The organism is Nocardioides flavescens (assembly GCF_009823805.1).
Taxonomy (GTDB): Bacteria; Actinomycetota; Actinomycetes; order Propionibacteriales; family Nocardioidaceae; genus Nocardioides; species Nocardioides flavescens.
Map to the genome: position 1 here is coordinate 116,897 of NZ_WUEK01000006.1, position 20,735 is coordinate 137,631.

The 20,735-nt window shown below is 70.4% G+C and carries 14 protein-coding genes and 3 tRNA genes; 8 read left to right on the forward strand and 9 right to left on the reverse strand.

The features are described 5' to 3' along the window. Positions 1-91 precede the first annotated feature (91 nt). Positions 92-940 carry an Ig-like domain repeat protein gene (locus tag GRQ65_RS11275; RefSeq protein ID WP_160878068.1) on the reverse strand — a complete coding sequence of 283 codons (849 nt, stop codon included), beginning with the start codon at positions 938-940 and terminating at the stop codon, positions 92-94. A gap of 94 nt (positions 941-1,034) precedes the next feature. Then, the gene (locus GRQ65_RS11280; RefSeq protein ID WP_160878069.1) at positions 1,035-1,943 is read right to left on the reverse strand and encodes a GDSL-type esterase/lipase family protein; all 909 of its coding nucleotides are present in this window, start codon (positions 1,941-1,943) and stop codon (positions 1,035-1,037) included. Between the two features lie 203 nt (positions 1,944-2,146). Between GRQ65_RS11280 and GRQ65_RS11285 the strand changes: the two genes are divergently transcribed. Next, a complete protein-coding gene (locus GRQ65_RS11285) occupies positions 2,147-2,320 on the forward strand; it encodes a hypothetical protein (protein ID WP_160878070.1) in 174 nt (57 codons plus the stop codon). A gap of 34 nt (positions 2,321-2,354) precedes the next feature. Here GRQ65_RS11285 and GRQ65_RS11290 read toward each other — a convergent pair whose 3' ends face one another. Together GRQ65_RS11290 and aqpZ are read right to left on the reverse strand one after the other, a co-directional pair. Continuing rightward, positions 2,355-2,798 carry a hypothetical protein gene (locus GRQ65_RS11290; RefSeq protein ID WP_160878071.1) on the reverse strand — a complete coding sequence of 148 codons (444 nt, stop codon included), beginning with the start codon at positions 2,796-2,798 and terminating at the stop codon, positions 2,355-2,357. Positions 2,799-2,924: 126 nt separating this feature from the next. Beyond that, the gene (gene aqpZ, locus GRQ65_RS11295; protein WP_160878072.1) at positions 2,925-3,680 is read right to left on the reverse strand and encodes an aquaporin Z; all 756 of its coding nucleotides are present in this window, start codon (positions 3,678-3,680) and stop codon (positions 2,925-2,927) included. 223 nt (positions 3,681-3,903) lie between these two features. On the opposite strand from aqpZ, the gene GRQ65_RS11300 reads away from it, so the two are divergent. Further along, positions 3,904-6,081: a glutamine synthetase III domain-containing protein gene (locus GRQ65_RS11300; RefSeq protein ID WP_160878073.1), complete on the forward strand. Its 2,178-nt coding sequence runs from the start codon at positions 3,904-3,906 to the stop codon at positions 6,079-6,081. An 84-nt stretch (positions 6,082-6,165) separates the two neighbouring features. Here the strand turns inward: GRQ65_RS11300 and GRQ65_RS11305 are convergent. Together GRQ65_RS11305 and GRQ65_RS11310 are read right to left on the reverse strand one after the other, a co-directional pair. Next, positions 6,166-6,242, reverse strand: a tRNA-Phe gene (locus GRQ65_RS11305). Positions 6,243-6,381: 139 nt separating this feature from the next. Beyond that, complete coding sequence (locus tag GRQ65_RS11310) at positions 6,382-11,280, reverse strand: family 43 glycosylhydrolase (protein WP_160878074.1); 4,899 nt, start codon at positions 11,278-11,280, stop codon at positions 6,382-6,384. Positions 11,281-11,435: 155 nt separating this feature from the next. Here GRQ65_RS11310 and GRQ65_RS11315 point away from each other — a divergent pair, with 155 nt between their 5' ends. From GRQ65_RS11315 to GRQ65_RS11335, 5 genes are all read left to right on the forward strand, one after another. Further along, positions 11,436-15,593, forward strand: a complete 4,158-nt coding sequence (locus tag GRQ65_RS11315; RefSeq protein ID WP_160878075.1) for a beta-L-arabinofuranosidase domain-containing protein — start codon at positions 11,436-11,438, stop codon at positions 15,591-15,593. A gap of 95 nt (positions 15,594-15,688) precedes the next feature. Next, a tRNA-Glu gene (locus GRQ65_RS11320) sits at positions 15,689-15,764 on the forward strand. A gap of 224 nt (positions 15,765-15,988) precedes the next feature. Continuing rightward, the gene (locus GRQ65_RS11325; protein WP_160878076.1) at positions 15,989-16,459 is read left to right on the forward strand and encodes a hypothetical protein; all 471 of its coding nucleotides are present in this window, start codon (positions 15,989-15,991) and stop codon (positions 16,457-16,459) included. A gap of 123 nt (positions 16,460-16,582) precedes the next feature. Beyond that, positions 16,583-16,659 (forward strand) — tRNA-Asp (locus GRQ65_RS11330). A gap of 85 nt (positions 16,660-16,744) precedes the next feature. Next, on the forward strand, positions 16,745-17,101 hold the full coding sequence (locus GRQ65_RS11335) for a metallopeptidase family protein (protein ID WP_160878077.1): 357 nt from the start codon (positions 16,745-16,747) through the stop codon (positions 17,099-17,101). A 16-nt stretch (positions 17,102-17,117) separates the two neighbouring features. Here GRQ65_RS11335 and GRQ65_RS11340 read toward each other — a convergent pair whose 3' ends face one another. From GRQ65_RS11340 to GRQ65_RS11350, 3 genes are read right to left on the reverse strand one after another with little or no spacing between them, the layout of a single operon-like run. Continuing rightward, positions 17,118-17,453 (reverse strand): CrcB family protein, encoded by a 336-nt coding sequence (locus tag GRQ65_RS11340; protein WP_160878078.1) that lies wholly within the window; start codon positions 17,451-17,453, stop codon positions 17,118-17,120. Next, positions 17,450-17,905 (reverse strand): CrcB family protein, encoded by a 456-nt coding sequence (locus GRQ65_RS11345; protein WP_160878079.1) that lies wholly within the window; start codon positions 17,903-17,905, stop codon positions 17,450-17,452. Before GRQ65_RS11345 ends, GRQ65_RS11340 begins: the two co-directional genes overlap by 4 nt. Next, positions 17,860-18,753 carry an ATP-binding protein gene (locus tag GRQ65_RS11350; RefSeq protein WP_337191661.1) on the reverse strand — a complete coding sequence of 298 codons (894 nt, stop codon included), beginning with the start codon at positions 18,751-18,753 and terminating at the stop codon, positions 17,860-17,862. The genes GRQ65_RS11345 and GRQ65_RS11350 overlap by 46 nt, the downstream gene beginning before the upstream one ends. 364 nt (positions 18,754-19,117) lie before the next feature. Here GRQ65_RS11350 and GRQ65_RS11355 point away from each other — a divergent pair, with 364 nt between their 5' ends. Further along, positions 19,118-20,725 carry an NAD(P)/FAD-dependent oxidoreductase gene (locus GRQ65_RS11355; RefSeq protein WP_160878081.1) on the forward strand — a complete coding sequence of 536 codons (1,608 nt, stop codon included), beginning with the start codon at positions 19,118-19,120 and terminating at the stop codon, positions 20,723-20,725. Positions 20,726-20,735: the final 10 nt, after the last annotated feature.

Here is a 20,735-nt window from a genome sequence, read left to right on the forward strand (position 1 = left end):
CGCTGCCCCGACACCGAGCAGAGATGCGGAGAGGCCCCCACCGGCGTACCGGTGGGGGCCTCCGCAGTCAGGTCGTGCGATCAGGCAGGTGTCACTTGATCTTGACGGTGACCTTGGCCTTGGCGGCGCTGGTGAAGTCGTCGCCGGCGTAGCTGATGACCAGCTTGTGCTTGCCCTTGGACAGCTTCTTGTTGCCCTTGAGCTTGATGGTCACCTTGCCGTTCTTCAGCGTGCCCTTGCCGATCTTCTTCTTGCCGTCCTTGACGGTGACCTTGCCGGTGGCGATCTCGCCACCAGTCTTGCCGAACTCGTTGGTGACGACGACCTTCACCTTCGCGGCCTTCGCCTTGGCGGAGACCGTCGAGTCCTGCTTGCTGATGGTCACGCTGCCGAGGCTCGGAGGGGTAGCGATCTGGCACGTCGCCGTGACGGTCGGGTTGCCGCTGGCGTCGGTGCCCTGGAGCGTGAACTTTGCGGGCATGTTGATGCTGTAGGTGCCAGCCCCCGGAGTCACGAAGGCGGCGTTGGTGCCCTTCCCTTCGAAGGTCACCGAGTTGTCGGGGTTGACGGTCTTGCCCGTGGCGGTGATCGGGGCCGAGACGGCCGTCGAGCCAATGGAGACCGAGAAGTCGCTGGACTTGCCGCTCGTCGTCGTCGTGAGCAGGGTGGCGGTGTTGGCCGGGCTGGTGATCTGCGCGGTGAAGGCGGGCAGCAGCCCCGCCGGCACAGACGCACCAGCCTTGGCCGTGGCGGGGAGCGTGGCGTTGATCGTCGTGGTGAAGTTACCCAGACCGACGCCGGCGGAGTTGGCGCACTGGTAGACGCCGGAGACCGGAGCGGCCGAGGCGGTGCTGGCCGTTGCGCCGACGAGGGCGGTGGCGGCCATGGCGGCGACGCCGACGCCGGCGGCGAGGCGGGAGGTGTGACGAGGAAGGTTCAACGTGGTGCCTTTCAGTCGTGCCCGGTGCCCGTGAGGCGCCGGGTCAGAGGTGGTGCTGTGGTGCGGGTGGTGCGGTGCAGCTGGGGAGGAGAGCTCAGGGGCGGACGCGGTCGAGCCGTTTCAGCAGCTTGGCGGCGAGGGCCTGGTGGCCAGCGACGTTGGGGTGGACCGGGGTCGACTGCGCCCCGATGAGCGGCTCGATCCAGCGGGTCCCGACGGGCTGGCAGACGTCGTGGCCGGCCGAGAGCGCCGTGGTGTCGACGAAGACCGAGCCCGTGCGCCGGGCGGCCCGCTCCACCACGCGGTTGAGCGTGCGCTGGGTGCGGTTGAGGTAGGGCACGTCGCCGAGCGAGATCGGCATGCTGGAGTAGCACGAGGCGACACCCTGCGCGGGCAGGATCTGCGGGTAGCCGAGGATCGCGACGGTCGCCTTCGGGGCCCGCTTGTGCACGGCCTTCAGGGCTCGCACCAGGTTGGGCTGCGTGAAGTCCCGGACCTTGTCGCGGAAGTCGGAGCCGAACTGGGTCTTGCACGGGGCGCCGCTGATCGAGCCGGTCAGGTTGCGCTCGGCGGTCGAGGCGATCACGCAGGCGGTGATGAGGCCCGAGAAGACGTTCAGGTCGTTGCCGCCGATCGTCATCGTGACCAGGCGGGTGCTGCGGCGCAGGCCGTCGAGCTGCGGCGGGGTGTCGGCGTGCTGCTCGCTGAAGAAGTCGTCGGTGGTGGCGCCGCTGCAGGCCACGTCGCGGAACGAGCGGATCTCGAGCTGCGCGGCCACGAGGTGGGAGTACGTCGCGTCCGAGCGGCCGCACTCCGAGCCCGCCGGGCCCGGGTCGAGCGGCGCGAGGCCCGTCGCGGAGTAGCTGTCGCCCATGGCGACGTAGGACGAGAAACGGTCGCGCGCGGGGGACGCGGCCTGGGCCGACCCGGCTCCGACGAGGGCGCCGGCCGCGAGGACCGCAGCCGTGATCGCAGCGGTGATCGAGCCGGTGTGACGACGCACGGGGTCTCCGTTCGGGGGTCTGACCTGCGGTGACGCATGGATGACACGTCGCCGGAACCGCAAGTTAACCAACGGGTAACCGCGGTGCGCAAGGTGCCTGCCGCTCCTCACCCCGACGGGGTCCGGCTGCCCACCCCCGACCCTGCGAGCACAGTCGGTTCTCAGCCACTTCTCGGCCCGCTCACGGGCGAGGAGCGGTGCGCATGGGGACGCCGGAGCCGGTCACCGGTCGGCGTACGGCCAGCCGCACGACGACGAGAGGACCGACGGTGAAGCTCTTCCCCCCGAGGCGCGAGATCAGGATCGTGCTGCTCTACATCGCGGGCTTCGTCGTCGTCCTGGCGATCATGCTGTTCGTCGCGCTCAGGATCGCCTGAGCGCGGGCCCGCGAGTGACCCCGGGAGCCGGCCGTCAGCGGTCCGGAGCAGAGGCCATCAGCACGGAGCCGAGGACGATCACGACGCCGGCCATGATCTCCGGGATGCTGATGCGCAAGGTCGAGGCCAGGAAGATCCCCTCGAGGACGAGCAGGACGCCGACGATGCCGCAGGCGCCGATGAACGGCGTCTTGGGCACGTTGACCCGCAGCAGGGCCAGGGAGAACGCGATGACCAGCACCAGCAGCGAGTCGCGGTAGCCGGCCCACATCCCGGGCCCGTCGTCGGGGTAGAGGTCCCAGCTCGCGAAGGCGAGCAGCCCGGTGGCCACGGCGACCAGCGTCCAGCCGAAGGCGAGCGAGAAGCTGCGCGGCGCCGGCTCCGGCACCGTACGGCGCGGGGGCACGCTCGGCACGGCCGGCGCGGGTGCCGGCTCGCGTCGTTCGAGGTCCGCCCCGGTCGGGTGGTGCTCGCTCACGTCGTCCTCCTGCTGTTCAGCGGTCTGCGGCGGACACCATTCTGCCGCGCGGCACCCGCGCCGGTACCCGACGGGGCGGTGTCGACATCGGATGTCGACACCGCCTTGGGTGCTGGCGTGGGCTGGTCAGGCGGTGGCCGGCTCCTCGACGGGCTCGGCGGTGAGGCGGCTCCAGGTGAGGCCCGCGATCGCCGCGCCGACGACCGGCGCCACGATGAAGAGCCAGACCTGGCCGAGGGCGGCGGTGTCGAACCACGCGACGGCCAGCGAGCGGGCCGGGTTGACCGAGGTGTTGGTGACCGGGATCGACACGAGGTGGATGGCGGTCAGGGTGAGGCCGATGGCCAGCGGGCCGAAGCCGACCGGGGCACGACGGTCGGTGACGCCCAGGATGATGAGGACGAACATCGCGGTCAGCACGATCTCGGCGACCGCGGCGGCGAGCAGCGAGTAGCCGTCAGGGGACTGCGCGCCGTAGCCGTTGGTCGCGAACCCGTCGGCGGTGCTGAAGCCCGCGCGACCCGAGGCCACGACGTACAGCACGGCCGCGGCGATCGTGCCGCCGACCACCTGCGAGACGACGTACGCCGGCACATCGCGCCAGGGGAAGCGGCGGCCGACGGCGAGACCGACCGTCACGGCCGGGTTGAAGTGGCCGCCGGAGATCGAGCCGACGGCGTAGGCCATCGTCACGACGGAGAGTCCGAAGGCGAGCGCGACACCGAGGTAGCCGACCTCGTCGCCGGCGAGGACGGCGGTGCCGCACCCGACGAGGACGAGCCAGAAGGTGCCGAACGCCTCCGCACCCAGGCGGGAGTAGGTCGGCGGGGTGGCGGGGGCGCTGCTGGGTGCGACAGCGCGAGCGGTGCTGGCGCGAGACATGGTCTCTCCTGTCCGGATCGCTCTCGGGCGACCCTCGTGTGGTGTGTTGACACCCGTTGGTCGCCCCCACCCCCAGGGGTGTCACTCCTTGTGCACGAGACGTGCGTCACGGACCCGCGCGGAGGTCGGACACCCGCCGTCACCCGCCCGAAACAAGCGCGTGACCGGCCGTGCCTACGGTGACGGCCATCAGCCGAGCTCGGGCCGTCCAAGGGGGAAGCACGTGACCGCCAACCAGGTACGCCGCCACGCCATCGCAGGCGTCGCCGCCGCCACGCCACCGCCGTACACCTTCGACCCGGGCGAGGAGCCGGGCGCGGTCTTCGGCGAGAACGTCTTCAGCCTCAGCGTCATGCAGAAGCGGCTGCCCAAGGGCGTCTACAAGTCCGTGCTGGCGACGATCGAGAAGTCGGTGGCGCTCGACCCGGCGGTCGCCGACGCCGTCGCGTCGGCGATGAAGGACTGGGCGCTGGAGAAGGGCGCGACCCACTACGCGCACGTCTTCTACCCGCTGACCGGGCTGACCGCGGAGAAGCACGACAGCTTCCTCGACCCTGTCGGCGACGGCACGGCGCTGGCGAGCTTCTCCGGCAAGACCCTGATCCAGGGCGAGCCGGACGCCTCGTCGTTCCCCAACGGCGGGCTGCGCAACACCTTCGAGGCGCGCGGCTACACCGGCTGGGACGTGATGAGCCCGGCGTACGTCCTCGAGAACCCCAACGGCAACACGCTGTGCATCCCGACCATCTTCATCTCGATGACCGGTGACGCCCTCGACCACAAGACGCCGGTGCTGCGCAGCCAGCAGGCCATGGCGACGCAGGCGCGGCGCGTACTCGAGCTCTTCGGGCACGCCGACCCGGACAACGTCGTCGCCTACTGCGGTCCCGAGCAGGAGTACTTCCTGGTCGACCGCCACTTCTTCGACGCCCGCCCCGACCTGATCAACGCCGGCCGCACGCTCTTCGGGGCGAAGCCGCCGAAGGGCCAGGAGTTCGACGACCACTACTTCGGGGCGATCCCGGAGCGCGTGCTGGCGTTCATGTGCGACACCGAGCGCGAGCTGTTCAAGCTCGGCATCCCGGCCAAGACCCGGCACAACGAGGTCGCCCCGGGCCAGTTCGAGGTGGCGCCGATGTTCGAGCGCGCCAACGAGGCCAGCGACCACCAGCAGCTGACCATGACGACGTTCCGCGCCGTCGCCAAGAAGCACGGCATGGAGTGCCTGTTTCACGAGAAGCCGTTCGAGGGCGTCAACGGCTCGGGCAAGCACGTCAACTTCTCCATCGGCAACAGCGAGCTCGGCTCGCTGCTCGTGCCCGGCGACACCCCGCACGACAACGCGCAGTTCCTCGTCTTCTGCGCCGCGGTGATCCGCATGGTCCACCTGTACGGCGGCCTGCTGCGCGCCTCCGTCGCCTCCGCCAGCAACGACCACCGGCTCGGGGCCAACGAGGCGCCGCCGGCGATCATCTCGATCTTCCTCGGCGACCAGCTCGCCGACGTCTTCGACCAGGTCGCGAAGGGCGGTGCCACCCGCTCGAAGGAGAAGGGCACCCTCGTCATCGGGGTCGACACGCTGCCCGACCTGACGAAGGACGCCGGCGACCGCAACCGCACCAGCCCGTTCGCCTTCACCGGCAACCGCTTCGAGTTCCGGGCACCGGGCTCCAACCAGACGGTCGCCGCGCCGATGGTCGTGCTCAACACGATCATGGCCGAGGCGCTCGACCACTGCGCCACCGCGCTCGAGACGGCTGTCGCCGCCGGGACCGACTTCAACGAGGCCGTCCAGCAGCTGCTCGCCGACATCATCGCCGACCACGGGGCGGTGATCTTCAACGGCAACGGCTACTCCGACGAGTGGCCGGTGGAGGCCGAGCAGCGAGGTCTGAAGAACCTCCGCACCACCGTCGACGCTCTGCCCGAGCTGGTCGCGCCCGAGGCGATCGAGCTGTTCGGCCGCTACGGCGTCTTCTCCGAGCGCGAGATGCACAGCCGCTACGAGATCGGTCTCGAGCAGTACGTCCTGTCGGTCACGGTCGAGGCCAACCTCACCCTCGAGATGGGCCGCACCGTCGTCCTCCCCGCCGCGGTCCGCTACCAGACCGAGCTCGCCACCAACGTCGCCGCGCTCAAGGGCGCCGGCGTGGAGGCCGACCTGTCGGACCTCGAGGCGGTCAGCGCCCTCGTCTCCGACCTGCGCAGCAGCCTGAAGGCGCTCGGCGACCTGCTCGGCCACGAGCACGACGACGACGCCCTGGTGACGGCGACGACCATCCGCGACCAGGTGCTCCCGGCCATGGCCGCGGTCCGCACCGCGTCCGACGCCCTCGAGGCCGTCGTCGCCGACGACCTGTGGCCCCTCCCGACGTACCAGGAGATGCTCTACCTGCTCTGAGCTCACGCTGGTCCGCCAGAACGACGCAGAAGGCCCCGCCGGGTTCCCGGCGGGGCCTTCGTGCAGGTCGGCGACCTGCGGTGCTGGTGGGCAGGGGCGGGGTCGAACCGCCGACCTTCCACTTTTCAGGCGGACGCTCGTACCAACTGAGCTACCTGCCCCACTCCGAGCACGGCTCCCGCTGCGAGCAGCGAGGGCGCGTGAGCGCCTCGGACGGTGATGAGGATACATGCCCGGTGCGGTCCCCGAGGACTCGGGGACCGCACCGTGGTCTGCCCTGTGTGCTGCTCGCCGGTGCGGCTAGCGGCGGGGGCGGACCTTGACCGTGACGGTCTTCTCGCTGCCGGCCACGGTGGCGGAGCCGAGGTAGACGACGCGCAGCTTCTGCTTGCCGGCCTTCCTCAGCTTCACCTTCACGACCGCCTCACCGGCGGCGTCGACGGTCGCGGTGACCGTCCTGCCGCCGACGAAGACCTGCACCTGACCCGACAGGGCGGCGCTGGAGTCGACGTCGATCGACACCTTCACCTTCTTACCTTGCACGGCACCACGCTTGGCCATCTTCACCGTGACGGTGGAGGTCGCCTTGGTGCTCGGCGTGGTCGGCGTGCTGGGCGCGGTCTGACCCGGGGTCTGGCCCGTGCCCGGCTGCGTGGTCGCCGGCACCTGGAGGGTGCCGACCGGCGCGACGTTGCCGAGCATGTCGGTGGAGCGGTACTCCACCGAGTGAGCGCCACCGTCGAGCGTCACCGGGGTGACGTAGAGCGACCAGGCGCCACCGTCGAGGCGGTACTCCACGCTCTTGACCCCCGACCCCGCATCGGTCGCGGCGAGGGTGACGGCGCGACCTGCGAGGGTCGCCGTGACGACCGGTGCAGTGCTGTCGACCTGGACCGCCGTGGTGCCGATCGAGCCCCACGTCGAGCGGGAGGTGCGGGCGCGGTGCTCGACCGCGTACGCGCCGTCGGGCAGCGTCACCGGCCCGGCGTACGTCGTCCAGGTGCCGCCGGGGAGGCGGTACTGCACGATCGAGCCGGACGGAGCCGTCAACGTCAGCGTCCCGCTCGAGACCCAGCCGCTCGGCGCGGACGCGGTGACGGCCGGAGCCGTCGCGACCGAGGTGAGCGTCGGCGTGACCTTCTGCATGAAGCCGTTGGCGTCGAAGGTCAGCCGGTCGATCGTGGTCTCGCGGTGGGTGCCGTCACCGCCCGGGATGGCGAAGCGGTGGTAGGCGATGAACCACTCGTCGGTCCCCGGCCCCTGCACGATCGAGCTGTGGCCGGTGCCGAGGATGCCCTGCGACGCGTCCTTCTCCAGGATGACGCCGCGGTAGGTCCACGGGCCGTCGATGCTGGTGGAGGTGGCGTAGCCGACCTTGTAGTTCGGCGAACCGGTGTCGTCGATCGAGTAGGTCAGGTGGTAGAGGCCCGTGCCGTCGGGTGCCGGGCGGTAGTTGAGGAAGGTGCCCTCGCGGAAGTCGGTGAGTCCGCTGATCTTCTTGGTGGTGCCGGACTTCAGCGACAGCATGTCGTCGGACAGCTCGGCGTAGACCGGGTTGCCGTTGCCCCAGAAGAGGTAGTACTTGCCGGTCTTCGGGTCTCGGAACGCCGCCGGGTCGATCGCCTGGCCGGTGACGCCGTCGCTGTTCAGGACCATCGCCTGCGGCTGGGCCGTGAACGGCCCCGTCGGCGAGTCCGCCACCGCGACACCGATCGTCTTGCGGTTGAGCGAGGCGTTGTGGCCGGAGAAGTAGAAGTAGTACTTCCCGCCCCGCTCGATGATCGTCGGTGCCCACGCGTTGCCGGTCGCCCACGGGACGTTGCCGTTGGCGCCGTCCAGGGTGAGGAAGGGCTTCTCCGAGCGGGTCCAGTCGAGCAGGTTCGTCGAGGACCAGACGTAGAAGTCCTTGCCGCCCCAGCCCGGGGTCCCGTCGGTGGTGGCGTAGACGTAGTAGGTGCCGTCGAACTCCGCGATGTTCGGGTCGGCGTACAGACCCGGGATGACCGGCGAGTTCATGACGACCGCTGAGACGGTCCAGGTGCGGCTCGTGCCGTCCGCAGCCGTCACCGTCACCTTCACGGGGTCGCTGTAGTCGCCATGCCCACCGGTCACCGTCGACCCCTTCGCGACGGTGTACGTCGGGGCGAGCGTGGCGAGGTCGGTGCCGGGCTTCACCCGCAGCTGCACCGTGCTCGCCGCGTCGTCGATGACTGCCGGCACCCGCTGGCTGGCGAGCTCGACCGCCTTGATCCCGGTGGTGGCCCCGCCGAGGTCGTAGACCTCGTCGGCGCTCAGCGCCCGGTCGTAGATGCGGAAGTCCCGCAGCTTGCCCATCATCCGCCGGTCGGCGTCGTAGGCCGAGCGCCCGAGGAAGTTGGCCGTGGTGCGGCCGCCCCCGATGTCGTCCGGGATCGTCGTGGTGGCGTCGTTGCGGGCGACCTCGCGACCGTCCAGGTAGAGCACCGCGGACTTGTTCGCCTGGGTCCACGTGACCGTGTGCCAGGCCCCGCGGCCGAGCGCGGCGCCGCTCTGGGCGTTCTGCTCGGTCGTCCAGTTGCCCGTCGCGATCGCGCCGCGCAGCCGGCTGTCACCGGTGGCGAAGAGGTAGCCGTTGCCGACCCCGTTGGCCTGGTTGCCGAAGTTCCACATGAAGTAGTTGCCGCTCTGCTGCGGCGAGAGCCACACCTTGCTGGACACCGTGACGGCGTCGAGCCCGGCCAGCATGTCGTTGGGCAGCTTCACGTAGTCGTCGGTGCCGTCCAGGTTCAGGCTGCCGTCGACGAACGTCGGACCGTTCTGCAGCGTGCCGTCGTAGCCGTGGCCGCTGACGTCCTTGGCGTCGCTGGTCAGAGGCAGGTGCGCCACCAGGCCGTCGGCGTTCGCCTGGACCGGAGTGGGCAGCACGAGCCCGGCGCGCAGGCGGTCGAGCTCGGCCTGCGTCACCGGGATGACCGTGCCGTGACGCGGGCTGCTGGGCAGGCGGAACGTCGAGGGGACCTTCCAGTTCGGGTTCTCGAGGTCGTCGGTGCCGAGGGGGATGTAGCCACGGCCGCCGTACTCGTCGACGAAGAGGTAGAACTCGTTGCCCGAGGTGTCGCCCTCGTTGGCCTTGAAGATCGACGGACCCTCGACGGCCGAGGTGCCGGCCTTCGCGCCGATGCAGCCGGTCTGGAAGGCCCACGTGAAGTCGCCGGGGGAGTCCACCGCGGTCAGCGAGGTGGACTTCTCCTGGATGATGTCGGAGCAGCCGGTGCTGCCGGCACCCTCGTCCTTGGTGAAGCGGTAGTAGGTGCCGTTGTCCTTGATCACCGTCGAGTCGATGCGCGAGGCGCCGCGGTCCTGCCAGATCTTCGGCTGGCTGAAGGTGACGAAGTCACGCGTCGTGGCGTACATCATCTTCTGGTAGCTGCCGTTGCCGGTGTGGTTCGGGTCGGACTCGGCGAACACCGGCGAGGCCCAGAACACGACGTACTGGCGCAGGGTCTCGTCCCAGTAGGCCTCCGGCGCCCAGGTGTTGCCGGCGGTCGGCGGCGAGACGAGCACGTGGCGCTGCTGGCCCCAGTTGACGAGGTCGGTGGACTCCCAGACCTCGAGGTAGCGGCTGCCGGTGCGCTGCGCGCGGCCCCAGTCGCCGTTGCGGCCGATGGAGAGGTCGGTGGCGATGAGGTAGAACTTGTCGCCCTCGGGGCTGCGGATCAGGAACGGGTCGCGCAGACCCATCTCGCCCATGGTCGAGGTGAGCTTGGGCTGGCCGCCGTTCAGCTCGTCCCAGCGCAGCGCGTTGTTGCCGCGGCTCGCGGCGAAGTAGATGTTCTCCCCCTGCACCGAGTTGCCGGTGAAGTAGCTGAACGCGTAGCCGGCGTACGGCGCGGCGGCGGGCTTCTCCTTCACCGTCAGCTCGACGGCGCGGGTCGCGGTGGCACCGTCGACCGTGACCGTCGCGGTCATCGTCACCGTGGTGCTGCCTGCGCCGTTGGCGGGGCGCGAGACGAGCCCGGTCGCCGACACGACGCTCGGGGCCGAGCTCGCCCAGGTGACGGTCGAGCCGAACTGCCCGGTCGTCGGGAGCGTCAGGTCACCGCGGACGTCGTCGGGGTCGACCAGCGCGAGAGCGGCTGCGGCGGCGTCGGCCTTCGCCTGCGGCGAGTCCTGCGGCGAGTCCTGCGGCGAGACCGTGGCCTGGAACGCCTTCGTGGTGGTCTCGCTGCCGCGCGTGATGGTGGCCGTGAGGGTGACGGCCGCTGGCTGGGCTCCGGCGCCGGGCCGGGTGACCTTGCCCGCAGCGGTGATGCGCGAGGCGTCACTGGTCGCCCAGCTGACCGTGGAGCCGTAGGCGCCGGTGGTCGGGAGGGTGAGGTCGGTGGTGACCCCGCTGAGGTCGCCGAGGCCGAGAGTGCCCTTGTCCCCCGCGACTCGTTCGGCGTCGTCGAGGGCCAGGGTCTTGACCTCCGCGCTGCTGAGCGCGCGGTTGTAGATCCGGAAGTCGGAGACCTTGCCCTTGAGGCTGCTGTCGGGCGCGTAACTGCTCTCGCCGAGCACGTTCAGCGTGGTCGTCCCGTTGCCGATCTGGCTCGGCAGCAGCGTGACGTTGGTGTTCTGGCCGATCTGGACCCCGTCTTCGTAGAGGGTCCCGGTCTTGCCGGTCTGGGTGTAGGTGAGGCTCTTCCACACCCCCCGGCCGAGCGGCTTGTTGCCGGCTGAGTTGGTGAGCTGCTCGGCGCGGTAGTCGGTCGGCGTGATCGCGGCCCGCAGGTGCTCGCCGGCGACCATCAGGTAGCCGCCGTCACCGGGCGCCCGGTTGCCCAGGCCCCACACGAAGTACGGCGAGCCCTGGGTCGGCTCGACGAAGACGTCGACCGAGACCGAGATCGACGAGAGGCCCTCCATCACGTCGTCGGGCAGTTTGACGAAGTCGTCGACCCCGTCGAGGGTGAGGGATCCGTTGGACCAGGTGCCTCCGTTCACCAGGGTTCCGTTGCGGTTGTTGCCCGAGGTGTCGGTGACCGTCGTGCCGCTCGTCTGGTCGAGGCCGTAGCGCAGGACCAGCCCGTCCGTGACCTCGCTCGCACTGCCGGCTGCGGTGGCCGGCGCGGCGGTGACGCCGGCCAGCCCGCTCAGGGTCAGTCCGGACAGGACGGCGAGGGTGATCGCCCGGGACGCACGGCGTCCTGGCGGGGTGGGTGGGTGGGACCGAGGCATGCGGGCTCCTCTGAGCAGGGTGTGAGCGTTAACAGATGCCGAGTGTGAACGTCGTCACTAGTCCCGTCAATGCCTGATCGGATGATGCGGACAGATGGAACAGGTGTTCCTCCGGAGATTGACGGAATCGGGTGAGAGCGCTAACACTGTCGATCATGTGTCCGTCGTCACAGGTGGGTCGCCGCTCGGCCCGCGCCCTGCTCACCCTGCTCGTCCCCGCCCTGCTGGTCGTGGGACTGCCGACCTCGGCCGAGGCCGCACCTGACCTCTCCGTCGGCCTGCCGGTGCTCGACCTGGAGTTCGAGGGCGACCTCACCGACTCCGCGGCGACGCCTCACCCCGTGACCTCCCACGGCGCGGCGCCGACGTACGTCGCCGGCACCGTCGCCGGCGCCCAGGCACTGAGGTTCGCCGGTGGGACCTACCTCGACCTCGGCACGCGGGTCGACCTGCAGCCGTCGAACCTGTCGTACTCGTTCTGGTTGAAGCCGAACGGCGCGATGCAGGGCGAGGAGATCATCACCTGGAACAAGGAGGCCTACAACAGCGACGGCTGGTACCTCTCCTCCGAGGGCGACGGCAGCCCGCTGGCGATCTCCATCGGCCCGGGCTCGAACCAGCCCTACAAGGTCGCCGTCGCCTCGACCGACCGGGCGTCCTTCTTCCCGGCCGACACCTGGACGCACGTCGTCGTCAGCTTCGACACCTCGACCAAGCAGGTCCGCTTCTTCCGCAACGGCCTCCCGGTCAAGACGCGGGTCGCTGCCGCGGTGGGCGGGAGTGCGACGGGCACCATCACGGGCTCGGAGGCGATCCGCAAGACCATGGGCTACAACGGGCCCTACAACGGCGCGTACCTCGACGGCGCTCTCGACCACGTCGAGCTCTTCGACGGTGTCGTGACCACCACTGACGTGGCGAAGCTCTTCGAGGCCGGCGGCGGTCAGCTCAACCGTGAAGCGCTCGCCCGTGCCGACTCCGAGGCGCTCTCCGTGCCCTCGACGGCCACCCTCGCCGTCTCGCTGCCCGCCGAGGGGGGCAACGGCTCGAGCATCGCGTGGGCCTCCAGCGACCCCGCCGTGATCTCGCCCGCAGGCAAGGTCACGCCGCCCGAGGCCGGTGAGGACGACGCGGTCGTGACCCTCACGTCCTCGACCCGGTTCGCCGACGGGCCGGTCATCACCCGCGACTTCACGGTGACCGTCCCGGCCGCCGCTGGCTCCCCGCTGCTCGACAGCGGCGTCGCCGGCGTCAGCCTGGCGGACTCCTACCTGGTCAACGCGACGCAGCAGGAGCAGCAGTACCTGCTCGAGCTCGAGCCGAAGAAGTTCCTCTACTGGAACTACCGCGTGGCCGGTCTCCCGGCCCCGGCCGACTCCGACTACGGCGGTTGGGAGGACAAGGACAACCCGGGCGGCAACTTCCGCGGCCACGCCTTCGGTCACTACATGTCCGCCCTGGCCATGGCGTGGTCGTCCGCCCCCGACCAGGCCACCAGGAGCGCGCTCCGCGCCAAGATCGTCGAGTCCGTCGACGGTCTGGCCGAGGTGCAGGCGGCGTACGACGGCACGAGCAGGGACGGATACCTCGCGCCGTTCGACGAGTCGGCGCTCGCCGCGGTGGAGGGTCGCGGCACCTCCACCGACCCGGTGATCGTGCCCTACTACAACCTGCACAAGATCCTCGCCGGACTGCTGGCCGTCCACCAGTACGTCGGCGGCACGGAAGGTGCGAAGGCGTTGGCCGTGGCGCAGGACTTCGGCGAGTACCTCTACCGCCGGGTCTCGACCCTGCAGAACAGGTCCGCGCTGCTCAGCGTCGAGTACGGCGGCATGAACGACGCGCTCTACTCGCTCTACGAGCAGAGCGGCGGCAACCCCCACTTCAAGGTCGCCGCGGAGGCCTTCGATGAGACCTCGCTGTTCCGCGACCTCGCCGCAGGCAAGGACGTGCTGCCCGGCCGGCACGCCAACACGACCATCCCGAAGCTGATCGGCGCCCTCAAGCGCTACACCCTCTTCACGCAGAACCCGTCCCTCTACGCCACGCTCACCGACGCCGAGAAGGCCGACCTGCCGATGTACCTCGCGGCAGCGCAGAACTTCTTCCGCATCGTGCGCGACGACCACACCTACGCGACCGGGGCCAACAGCCAGGCCGAGCACTTCCACGACCCGGACTCGCTCCACCAGTTCGCGACGGCGCGCGGTGAGTCCGGCAACGCCGAGACGGCCGAGACCTGCAACGAGTACAACATGCTCAAGCTCTCGCGTGAGCTGTTCAAGATCACCTTCGACAAGCAGTACGCCGACTACTACGAGAACACCTTCATCAACACGATCCTGTCCTCGCAGAACCCCGACACCGGCATGGTGACCTACTTCCAGGCCATGGCCCCGGGCTACAACAAGCTCTACTCGATGCCGTTCACCGACTTCTGGTGCTGCCTCGGCACCGGCATCGAGAGCTTCGCCAAGCTCGGCGACTCGATCTACTACCGCGGCGACGGCACCGTCTGGGTCAACATGTTCCTGAGCTCGACCTTCCAGGACCCGGCCAGCGGTCTCGCCATCATCCAGAGTGCCCACCTGCCCAACGACCCCACAGTGACCTTCACGGTCGCCGCGGGCACCGGCGGCGGCACCGGCACCACCGGGCTGCGGCTGCGGGTCCCCGACTGGATCGCCGGGTCGCCGACGCTGAAGGTGAACGGCGCGACCGTCACCCCGCGCATCGACGGGGGTTACGTCGTCCTGACCGGTCTGAAGGCCGGCGACAGCGTGGCCTACACGATGCCGATGACGGTCAGAGCCGTCACCACCGAGGACGACACGTCCTTCGCGGCCTTCAAGTACGGCCCGGTGCTGCTCAGTGCCGGACTCGGCACGAAGGGCATCGACCGGAGCTACCCGGTCGGGATCGGTGTGCGGGTCTCGGCGCGTGACGACGACGCCCAGCAGGTCGTCGTCGTCGACTCCGCCTCCGTGGACACCTGGCTCGCCGACGCCGCGAAGAACGTCGTCCGGGTCGCCGACACGGCCGACGGGCAGGTGCAGTTCGCCCTGCGCGGCACCCTGAACGCCGATCAGCTGCGGTTCACCCCGCACTACCAGCGCCACGACGAGCGCTACGGCCTCTACATGACCTACGAGGTCCGTGACTCGCAGGCCTCGCAGCAGCGCATCCGCGACGCCAAGGAGCGCGACCGTGCCGCGGCGTTCACCACCGACTCGCTGACGACCTTCGACAACAACAACTTTGAGGCGGCGAAGGGACTGAGGACGACGGGCACGTCCTCGGTCGGTCTCTGGATGGGGCAGAACTACCGCGACGCGCAGGCGGGCGGCTCGTTCAGCTACGACCTCACGGTCGACCCCTCGCAGCCCGCCACCCTGGGCGTCCGCTACTTCTCCGGGGACTCGAGACGCACGTTCGACGTCTACGTCGACGACGTCAAGCTGAAGTCCGAGCGTCCGGACGCCTCGAAGGGCACCGACACCTTCTACTGGCAGGACGACACCCTGCCGGCCGCGGCCACGGCCGACGGCAAGGTGACGGTCCGGTTCCAGTCGACAGGCGGCCTGGTGGGTGGCGTCTACGGGGTCCGGACGATGCGTCCGCTCACCTACGACGCCGACCCGGGCCTGTCGAAGCTGTCGGCGAACGTCGGCACCCTCGCGCCGGCGTTCGCCCCAGCGACCACGAGCTACACGCTCTACGTCCCGACCGGCACCACGCAGACGGCGCTCGACCTCGACCCGCACCTGTCGACCGGCCTGGTCACGGTGGACGGCGCGCTCGTCGACGACACCCAGCCGCGCACCGTCGACCTGACCCCGGGCACGGCGAAGCAGCTGTCGATCGTGTCCTACGCGCAGGACCACACGACGAAGCGCGCCTACACCCTGCGCGTCGTCGAGGGCACGGCTCCGGTCGAGACCGGCAACGGCACGGGTCAGCCGGGCACGACCGACCCGGGCACGACGGGCCCGACCACGGGACAGGCCCCGGCCGTGCAGGTCGAGGCCACCACCACCACCACGGTCAAGGCCCCGAAGACGGTCCGTCCCGGACGCAAGGTCCAGCTCGTCGTCGCGGTCGCCGGCGGGGCGCCGGGCGCGCCGGTGCAGATCACCGAGAAGGGCAAGGTGATCGCCACGGTCACCCTCGGAGCCGACGGCACCGCGAAGGTGAAGGTCAGGCTGAAGGGGAAGAAGACGCGGCACGCACTGCTCGTCACCTACCTCGGCACCTCGACCACGGCCACGAGCGCCGACACGGTCACGGTGAAGGTCAAGAGCCCTCGTCGCTGACCCCCCACCCCCCGGGTCCCGGTCCGGGTCGGTCGCCTCCGCGACCGCCCCGGGCCGGGACGCTCTATGCTTCGGCAGAGCAAGTCCGAAGTCCGGCCCCCATCGTCTAGCGGCCCAGGACCCCGCCCTTTCACGGCGGTAGCACGGGTTCGAATCCCGTTGGGGGTGCCAGCTCGTCTCTGCCGAACAGTGGTTTCGAGACAGGCCCAGCGGCCTTCCTCAACCACCGGGCGAGGGCCTCGGTGGTTGAGGAAGGACGAAGTCCTGTCTCGAAACCACGAAGTGCGGCGCGGCGGTTTCCCGGCGACGAGGTGGGTACAACCACCAGAGCCACGGCCCACGTCGCGGCCGGTCCCGCTCGGGGTGGGCCGCCTCCTCTCGAAAAGGACCCGTCTGTGAAGACTCCTCGTCGCACCCTTGCCGCCGGCATCACCGCCCTGCTCCTCGCCGCCCCGGCCGCCGGCCTCGCCTCCTCCGCCTCCGCCGCCGCACCGGCCGCCGCCAGCGCTCGCGCCGCCGGCAGCCCGATCGCGGCGGTCAAGACGTTCGCGAAGAGCCTGGAGAAGGCCGACGGCAAGGCCACCTGCAAGGTGATGACCAAGGGCTACCAGCGCAAGATCATCAAGGCTGCGGTCTCCGCCGGCGCGCCGGCCGACTCGACCTGCACCCAGGTCATGGGTCAGCTCGGCGAGCAGGTGAAGGCCAACGGCGGGATCCCGGCGTTCACGCTCAAGATCGAGAAGCGGACGGCCAAGACGGCCGTCGTGCGCCTCACCTACAAGCAGCAGGACCTGAGCGGCACCTACACGACCAAGCTCGTCGGCGGGTCCTGGCTCATCGGCGGGTCGACGGTCAGCACCTCGTGATCGGTGGGTCCGCCCCGCTCGGCGGGGCGGACCCGGACTCGGGGGACCCACGATTGGGACGCGTCGCTCGGGGTGCGTTAGAGTTCCCGAGCGCCGCGGCCCCCTGGGTCGAGGTCGCAACCTGGCCCCGTAGCGCAGTTGGTTAGCGCGCCGCCCTGTCACGGCGGAGGCCGCGGGTTCGAGTCCCGTCGGGGTCGCCACACCCTCTCAGGCGCCGGTCCTCCGGCGCCTGAGTCGATTTCGGGCCCAGGAGTGGAGTTGACCGGCCCTGCCACGATGAAGCGCGTGCCGATCGAGATGGACCGCGCCGCCTTCGAGGCGCTGGTCGACACCGCGCTCGACCAGATCCCCGACGAGCTCGCCTCCTTGGTCCACAACGTCGTCGTGCTCGTCGAGGACGAGCCTCCCGAGGACGAGCCGGACGACCTGCTCGGCCTCTACGACGGGGTGGCGCTCACCGAGCGCGACGCGAGCTGGACGGTGCAGCTGCCCGACCGGATCTTCGTCTTCCGCAACCCGCTGCTCGACCTGTGCGACAGCCACGAGCAGCTGGTAGAGGAGGTCCGGATCACCGTCGTGCACGAGATCGCGCACCACTTCGGCATCGACGACCGTCGCCTCCACGAGCTCGGCTACGGCTGAGACCGGGCCGGACAGGTCACGCGAGCGTGCCGACGCCGTAGCCGAGGGCGCAGGCCGCCAGCGACACCACGACGGTGGCGGCGGCGTACGCCGAGCCGCGGCCGGCACCGAGCCGGTGGGTCTGCACGGAGAACGCCGAGAACGTCGTCAGTCCGCCGCAGAACCCGACACCCAGCAGCGCCATCGTGTGCTCGCCGACTGCGAGGCCGAACAGCAGTCCGAGCAGCAGCGAGCCCACGACGTTGACGACGAACGTGCCGCGTGGTGCGCGGTCGCGGTCGAAGCGGGTGGCCGCGACGAAGCGCAGCGTCGCCCCGAGGCCGGCGCCGAGTGCCACCCAGAGCGGCGTCACTCGTCGCCCTCGCCGTCCGCGAAGGGGCGCTGCGCAGCAGGCGTGGACCACCGGCTCACCAGCGCGACGACCGCCAGGCAGGCAAGGAGCGTGCCGGCGGCGTAGGCGCCGGCCAGGGCCACCCGGCCGTCGGCGAGCAGCGCTCGCGTCTGCTCGGAGTACGCCGACAGGGTGGTGTAGCCGCCGAGCAGCCCGCTCCCGAGCCCGGCGGCGAGTGCGGGCCGACGGCGCACGGCCCCGATCGCCGGGAGGGCCGCCAGGGCGGCCGAGCCCGACACGTTGATCGCGAAGGTCGTCCACGCGAACCCGGAGCCGTCGGGTGCGAGGTCGCCGAGCAGCCAGCGGATCACCCCGCCGAGGGCGCCGAAGGTCGCGACCAGCAGGCCGGCGCGCAGTGGGACGCTGCTCAGCCGAGCAGCTCGTTCTGCGTGGCCGGGCTGGTCGCGTGCCACGACAGCGGAGGCTCGCCTCCGGCCTGTCGCACGAACTCGGTCAGGAACCAGGTCTGGAACCGGCGCTGGTCGGGCGTGCGGGCCAGCGAGAGCAGACGCTCCTCGCGGCAGAAGTCGTCAGCGAGGTCGAGCAGCTGGACGAAGCGGCTCAGCGTGCTCGCATGGGCCCGGGGCATGTGGACGACGAGGTCGGTCGTCTCGAGACCCTGCTGCAGGGCCACGTCGATCTGCTCGACGCCGATGCCGTCGCGCAGCTGACGGTCGAGCGTGCTGAACAGGTCGGACAGGTCCTTGGCCAACGGGTAGTCGGACTCGTGGGCGAGGGAGAGCAGTCGGACCTCGCGCCGCAGCTCGCGGAAGTGGTGCTGGAAGCCGACGTAGAGCGCGAGCGGGACGTCGCGGATCTCGATCCGCACGCGGTCGCGGGTGGGGGCCGGGCGCTGCTGGTGGCGGTCCGTGCCGGTGATGACCCCGGGCACGCCGTCGCCGTCGGCGAAGTCGTCGGCGGGGGCGAACCAGACCACCTTGCCGTCGTCCTCGATCTCGGCGCCCCATGCGTCGGAGCAGCGGGCGACGATCGACAGACCCCGCCCGAACGTGAGCAGGAGGTCGTCGGTCTCGGGGCGGTCGAGGGCCTCGGTCGGCAGGATCGGCGCCTCGACCGAGCTGTCACGCACCTCGACCCGCGGGTGCTCCACCGTCCCCCGGACACGTACCGAGATCGGCGGCTCGCCGTGCAGGAGGGCGTTGGTCACGAGCTCGGAGACCGCCAGCTGCGCGCACTCGACGAGGTCCGTGCGGCCGATGTCGCCGCACAGGTCGGACACCCAGTGGCGTGCGTCCTGCACGCCTCGGGCACCCGGTCCGAGGGCGAGGGGAGGCCGGTTGAGCGGCACGGGGTCTCCAGGTCGTCGGGGCAGTGGTGGGTCGTGCGCCGCCCGGGCGGCGCGGGTGGTGCGGTGTTGGTGCTGCAGGTGCTCCACGGCTGGTCTACCCGGGTCGGTGAGGGTCAAACCTGGCCCGTGAGACGGGGTCGCGGACCGCCGTGCGATGGCTCAAGATATCGCTGGGCGACCCACCGTGTCCGGATCCACAGCCATGTCGGGACGTAGGAGGCGGTGACGGCGGTTACCTCTTCGGTGGGCCGCGCGGGCCCACCCCCCGCCCGACCGCGACCGGACCGCCAAGATGGTCGCGAGGAGTGATGCACCGATGACCGAGCCGAACACCGAGCTGAACACCAGCAACGACACGCCCACGCGGGCGCCCGCAACCGTCGCGGCGTCCGTCCCGCCGCGTCCGCCGCGCCACCAGGTGGTGGTGATCGGCTCCGGATTCGGTGGCCTGTTCGGCACCAAGGCGCTCAAGCGCTCGGACGTCGACGTCACCATGATCGCGAAGACCACGCACCACCTGTTCCAGCCGCTGCTGTACCAGGTGGCCACCGGCATCTTGTCCGAGGGCGAGATCGCGCCCCCGACCCGCGAGGTCCTCTCGGGGCAGAAGAACGCGCGGGTGCTGCTGGGCGAGGTCACCGACATCGACCTCGAGGCCCAGACGGTCACCTCGCAGGTGCTCGGTCGCGAGACCGTGACGCCCTACGACTCGCTGCTCGTCGCGGCCGGGTCGAGCCAGTCCTACTTCGGCAACGACCACTTCGCCGAGTTCGCCCCCGGCATGAAGAGCATCGACGACGCTCTCGAGCTGCGCGGCCGCATCTTCGGCGCGTTCGAGCTGGCCGAGCTCTGGACCCTCGCCGGCCGCCCGGTCGACCACCTGCTGACCTTCGTCGTCGTGGGCGCCGGCCCGACCGGCGTGGAGATGGCCGGCCAGATCGCCGAGCTGTCGCGTCGCACGCTCAAGCGCGACTTCCGGGCCATCAGCTCCCGCGACGCGCGCGTCGTGCTGGTCGACGCCGCCAGCCAGGTGCTGCCGCCGTTCGGCGCCACCCTGGGCGAGAAGACCAAGCGCGAGCTGGAGAAGCTGGGCGTCGAGGTCATGCTCGGCGCGATGGTCACCGACGTCGACGAGCGCGGTCTCGAGGTGAAGTACAAGGACGGGTCCACCCAGCGGATCGAGGCCGTGACCAAGATCTGGGCCGCCGGCGTGCAGGCCAACTCGCTGAGCAAGACGCTCTCGGAGCAGACCGGCGCCCCGCTCGACCGCGCCGGCCGCATCGGCGTCAATCCCGACCTCACCCTCCCGGGCCACCCCGAGGTCTTCGTCGTCGGCGACATGATCGCCCTCGACCACCTCCCCGGTGTCGCACAGGTCGCGATCCAGGGCGCGAAGTACGCCGCCACCTCGATCGACCACCGCCTCGAGGGCAAGCCGCCGCAGAAGCCGTTCAAGTACTTCGACAAGGGCTCGATGGCCACCATCAGCCGCTTCAGGGCGGTCGCGCTGATCGGCAAGATCCGGCTCAGCGGGTTCATCGCCTGGCTGATGTGGCTGGTCGTCCACCTGTTCTACGTGACCGGCTTCAAGAACCGCGTCACCGCCGTCCTGCACTGGGGTGTGTCGTTCCTGGGCCGCGGTCGCTCCGAGCGCACGGCCACCGAGCAGCAGATCTTCGGCCGCCAGGCGATGAAGCGGCTCGAACGCGGCGTGCAGGAGCTCGTCTCCGAGCCCGACGACGCCGGCACCGAGATCGGTCGGCTGCAGGAGCAGCGGCGCGCCGAGCTCGAGGCCACCGCTCTCGAGGAGGCTCGCCTCACCGACCAGAACGAGCGGGGCCACCACGACGACCACACCGACCAGTCGGGCCACTCGGGCGGCGTGTCGGACGAGGCAGACCGCACCGCGGGCGCCTCGCGCTGACCGGGCTGAC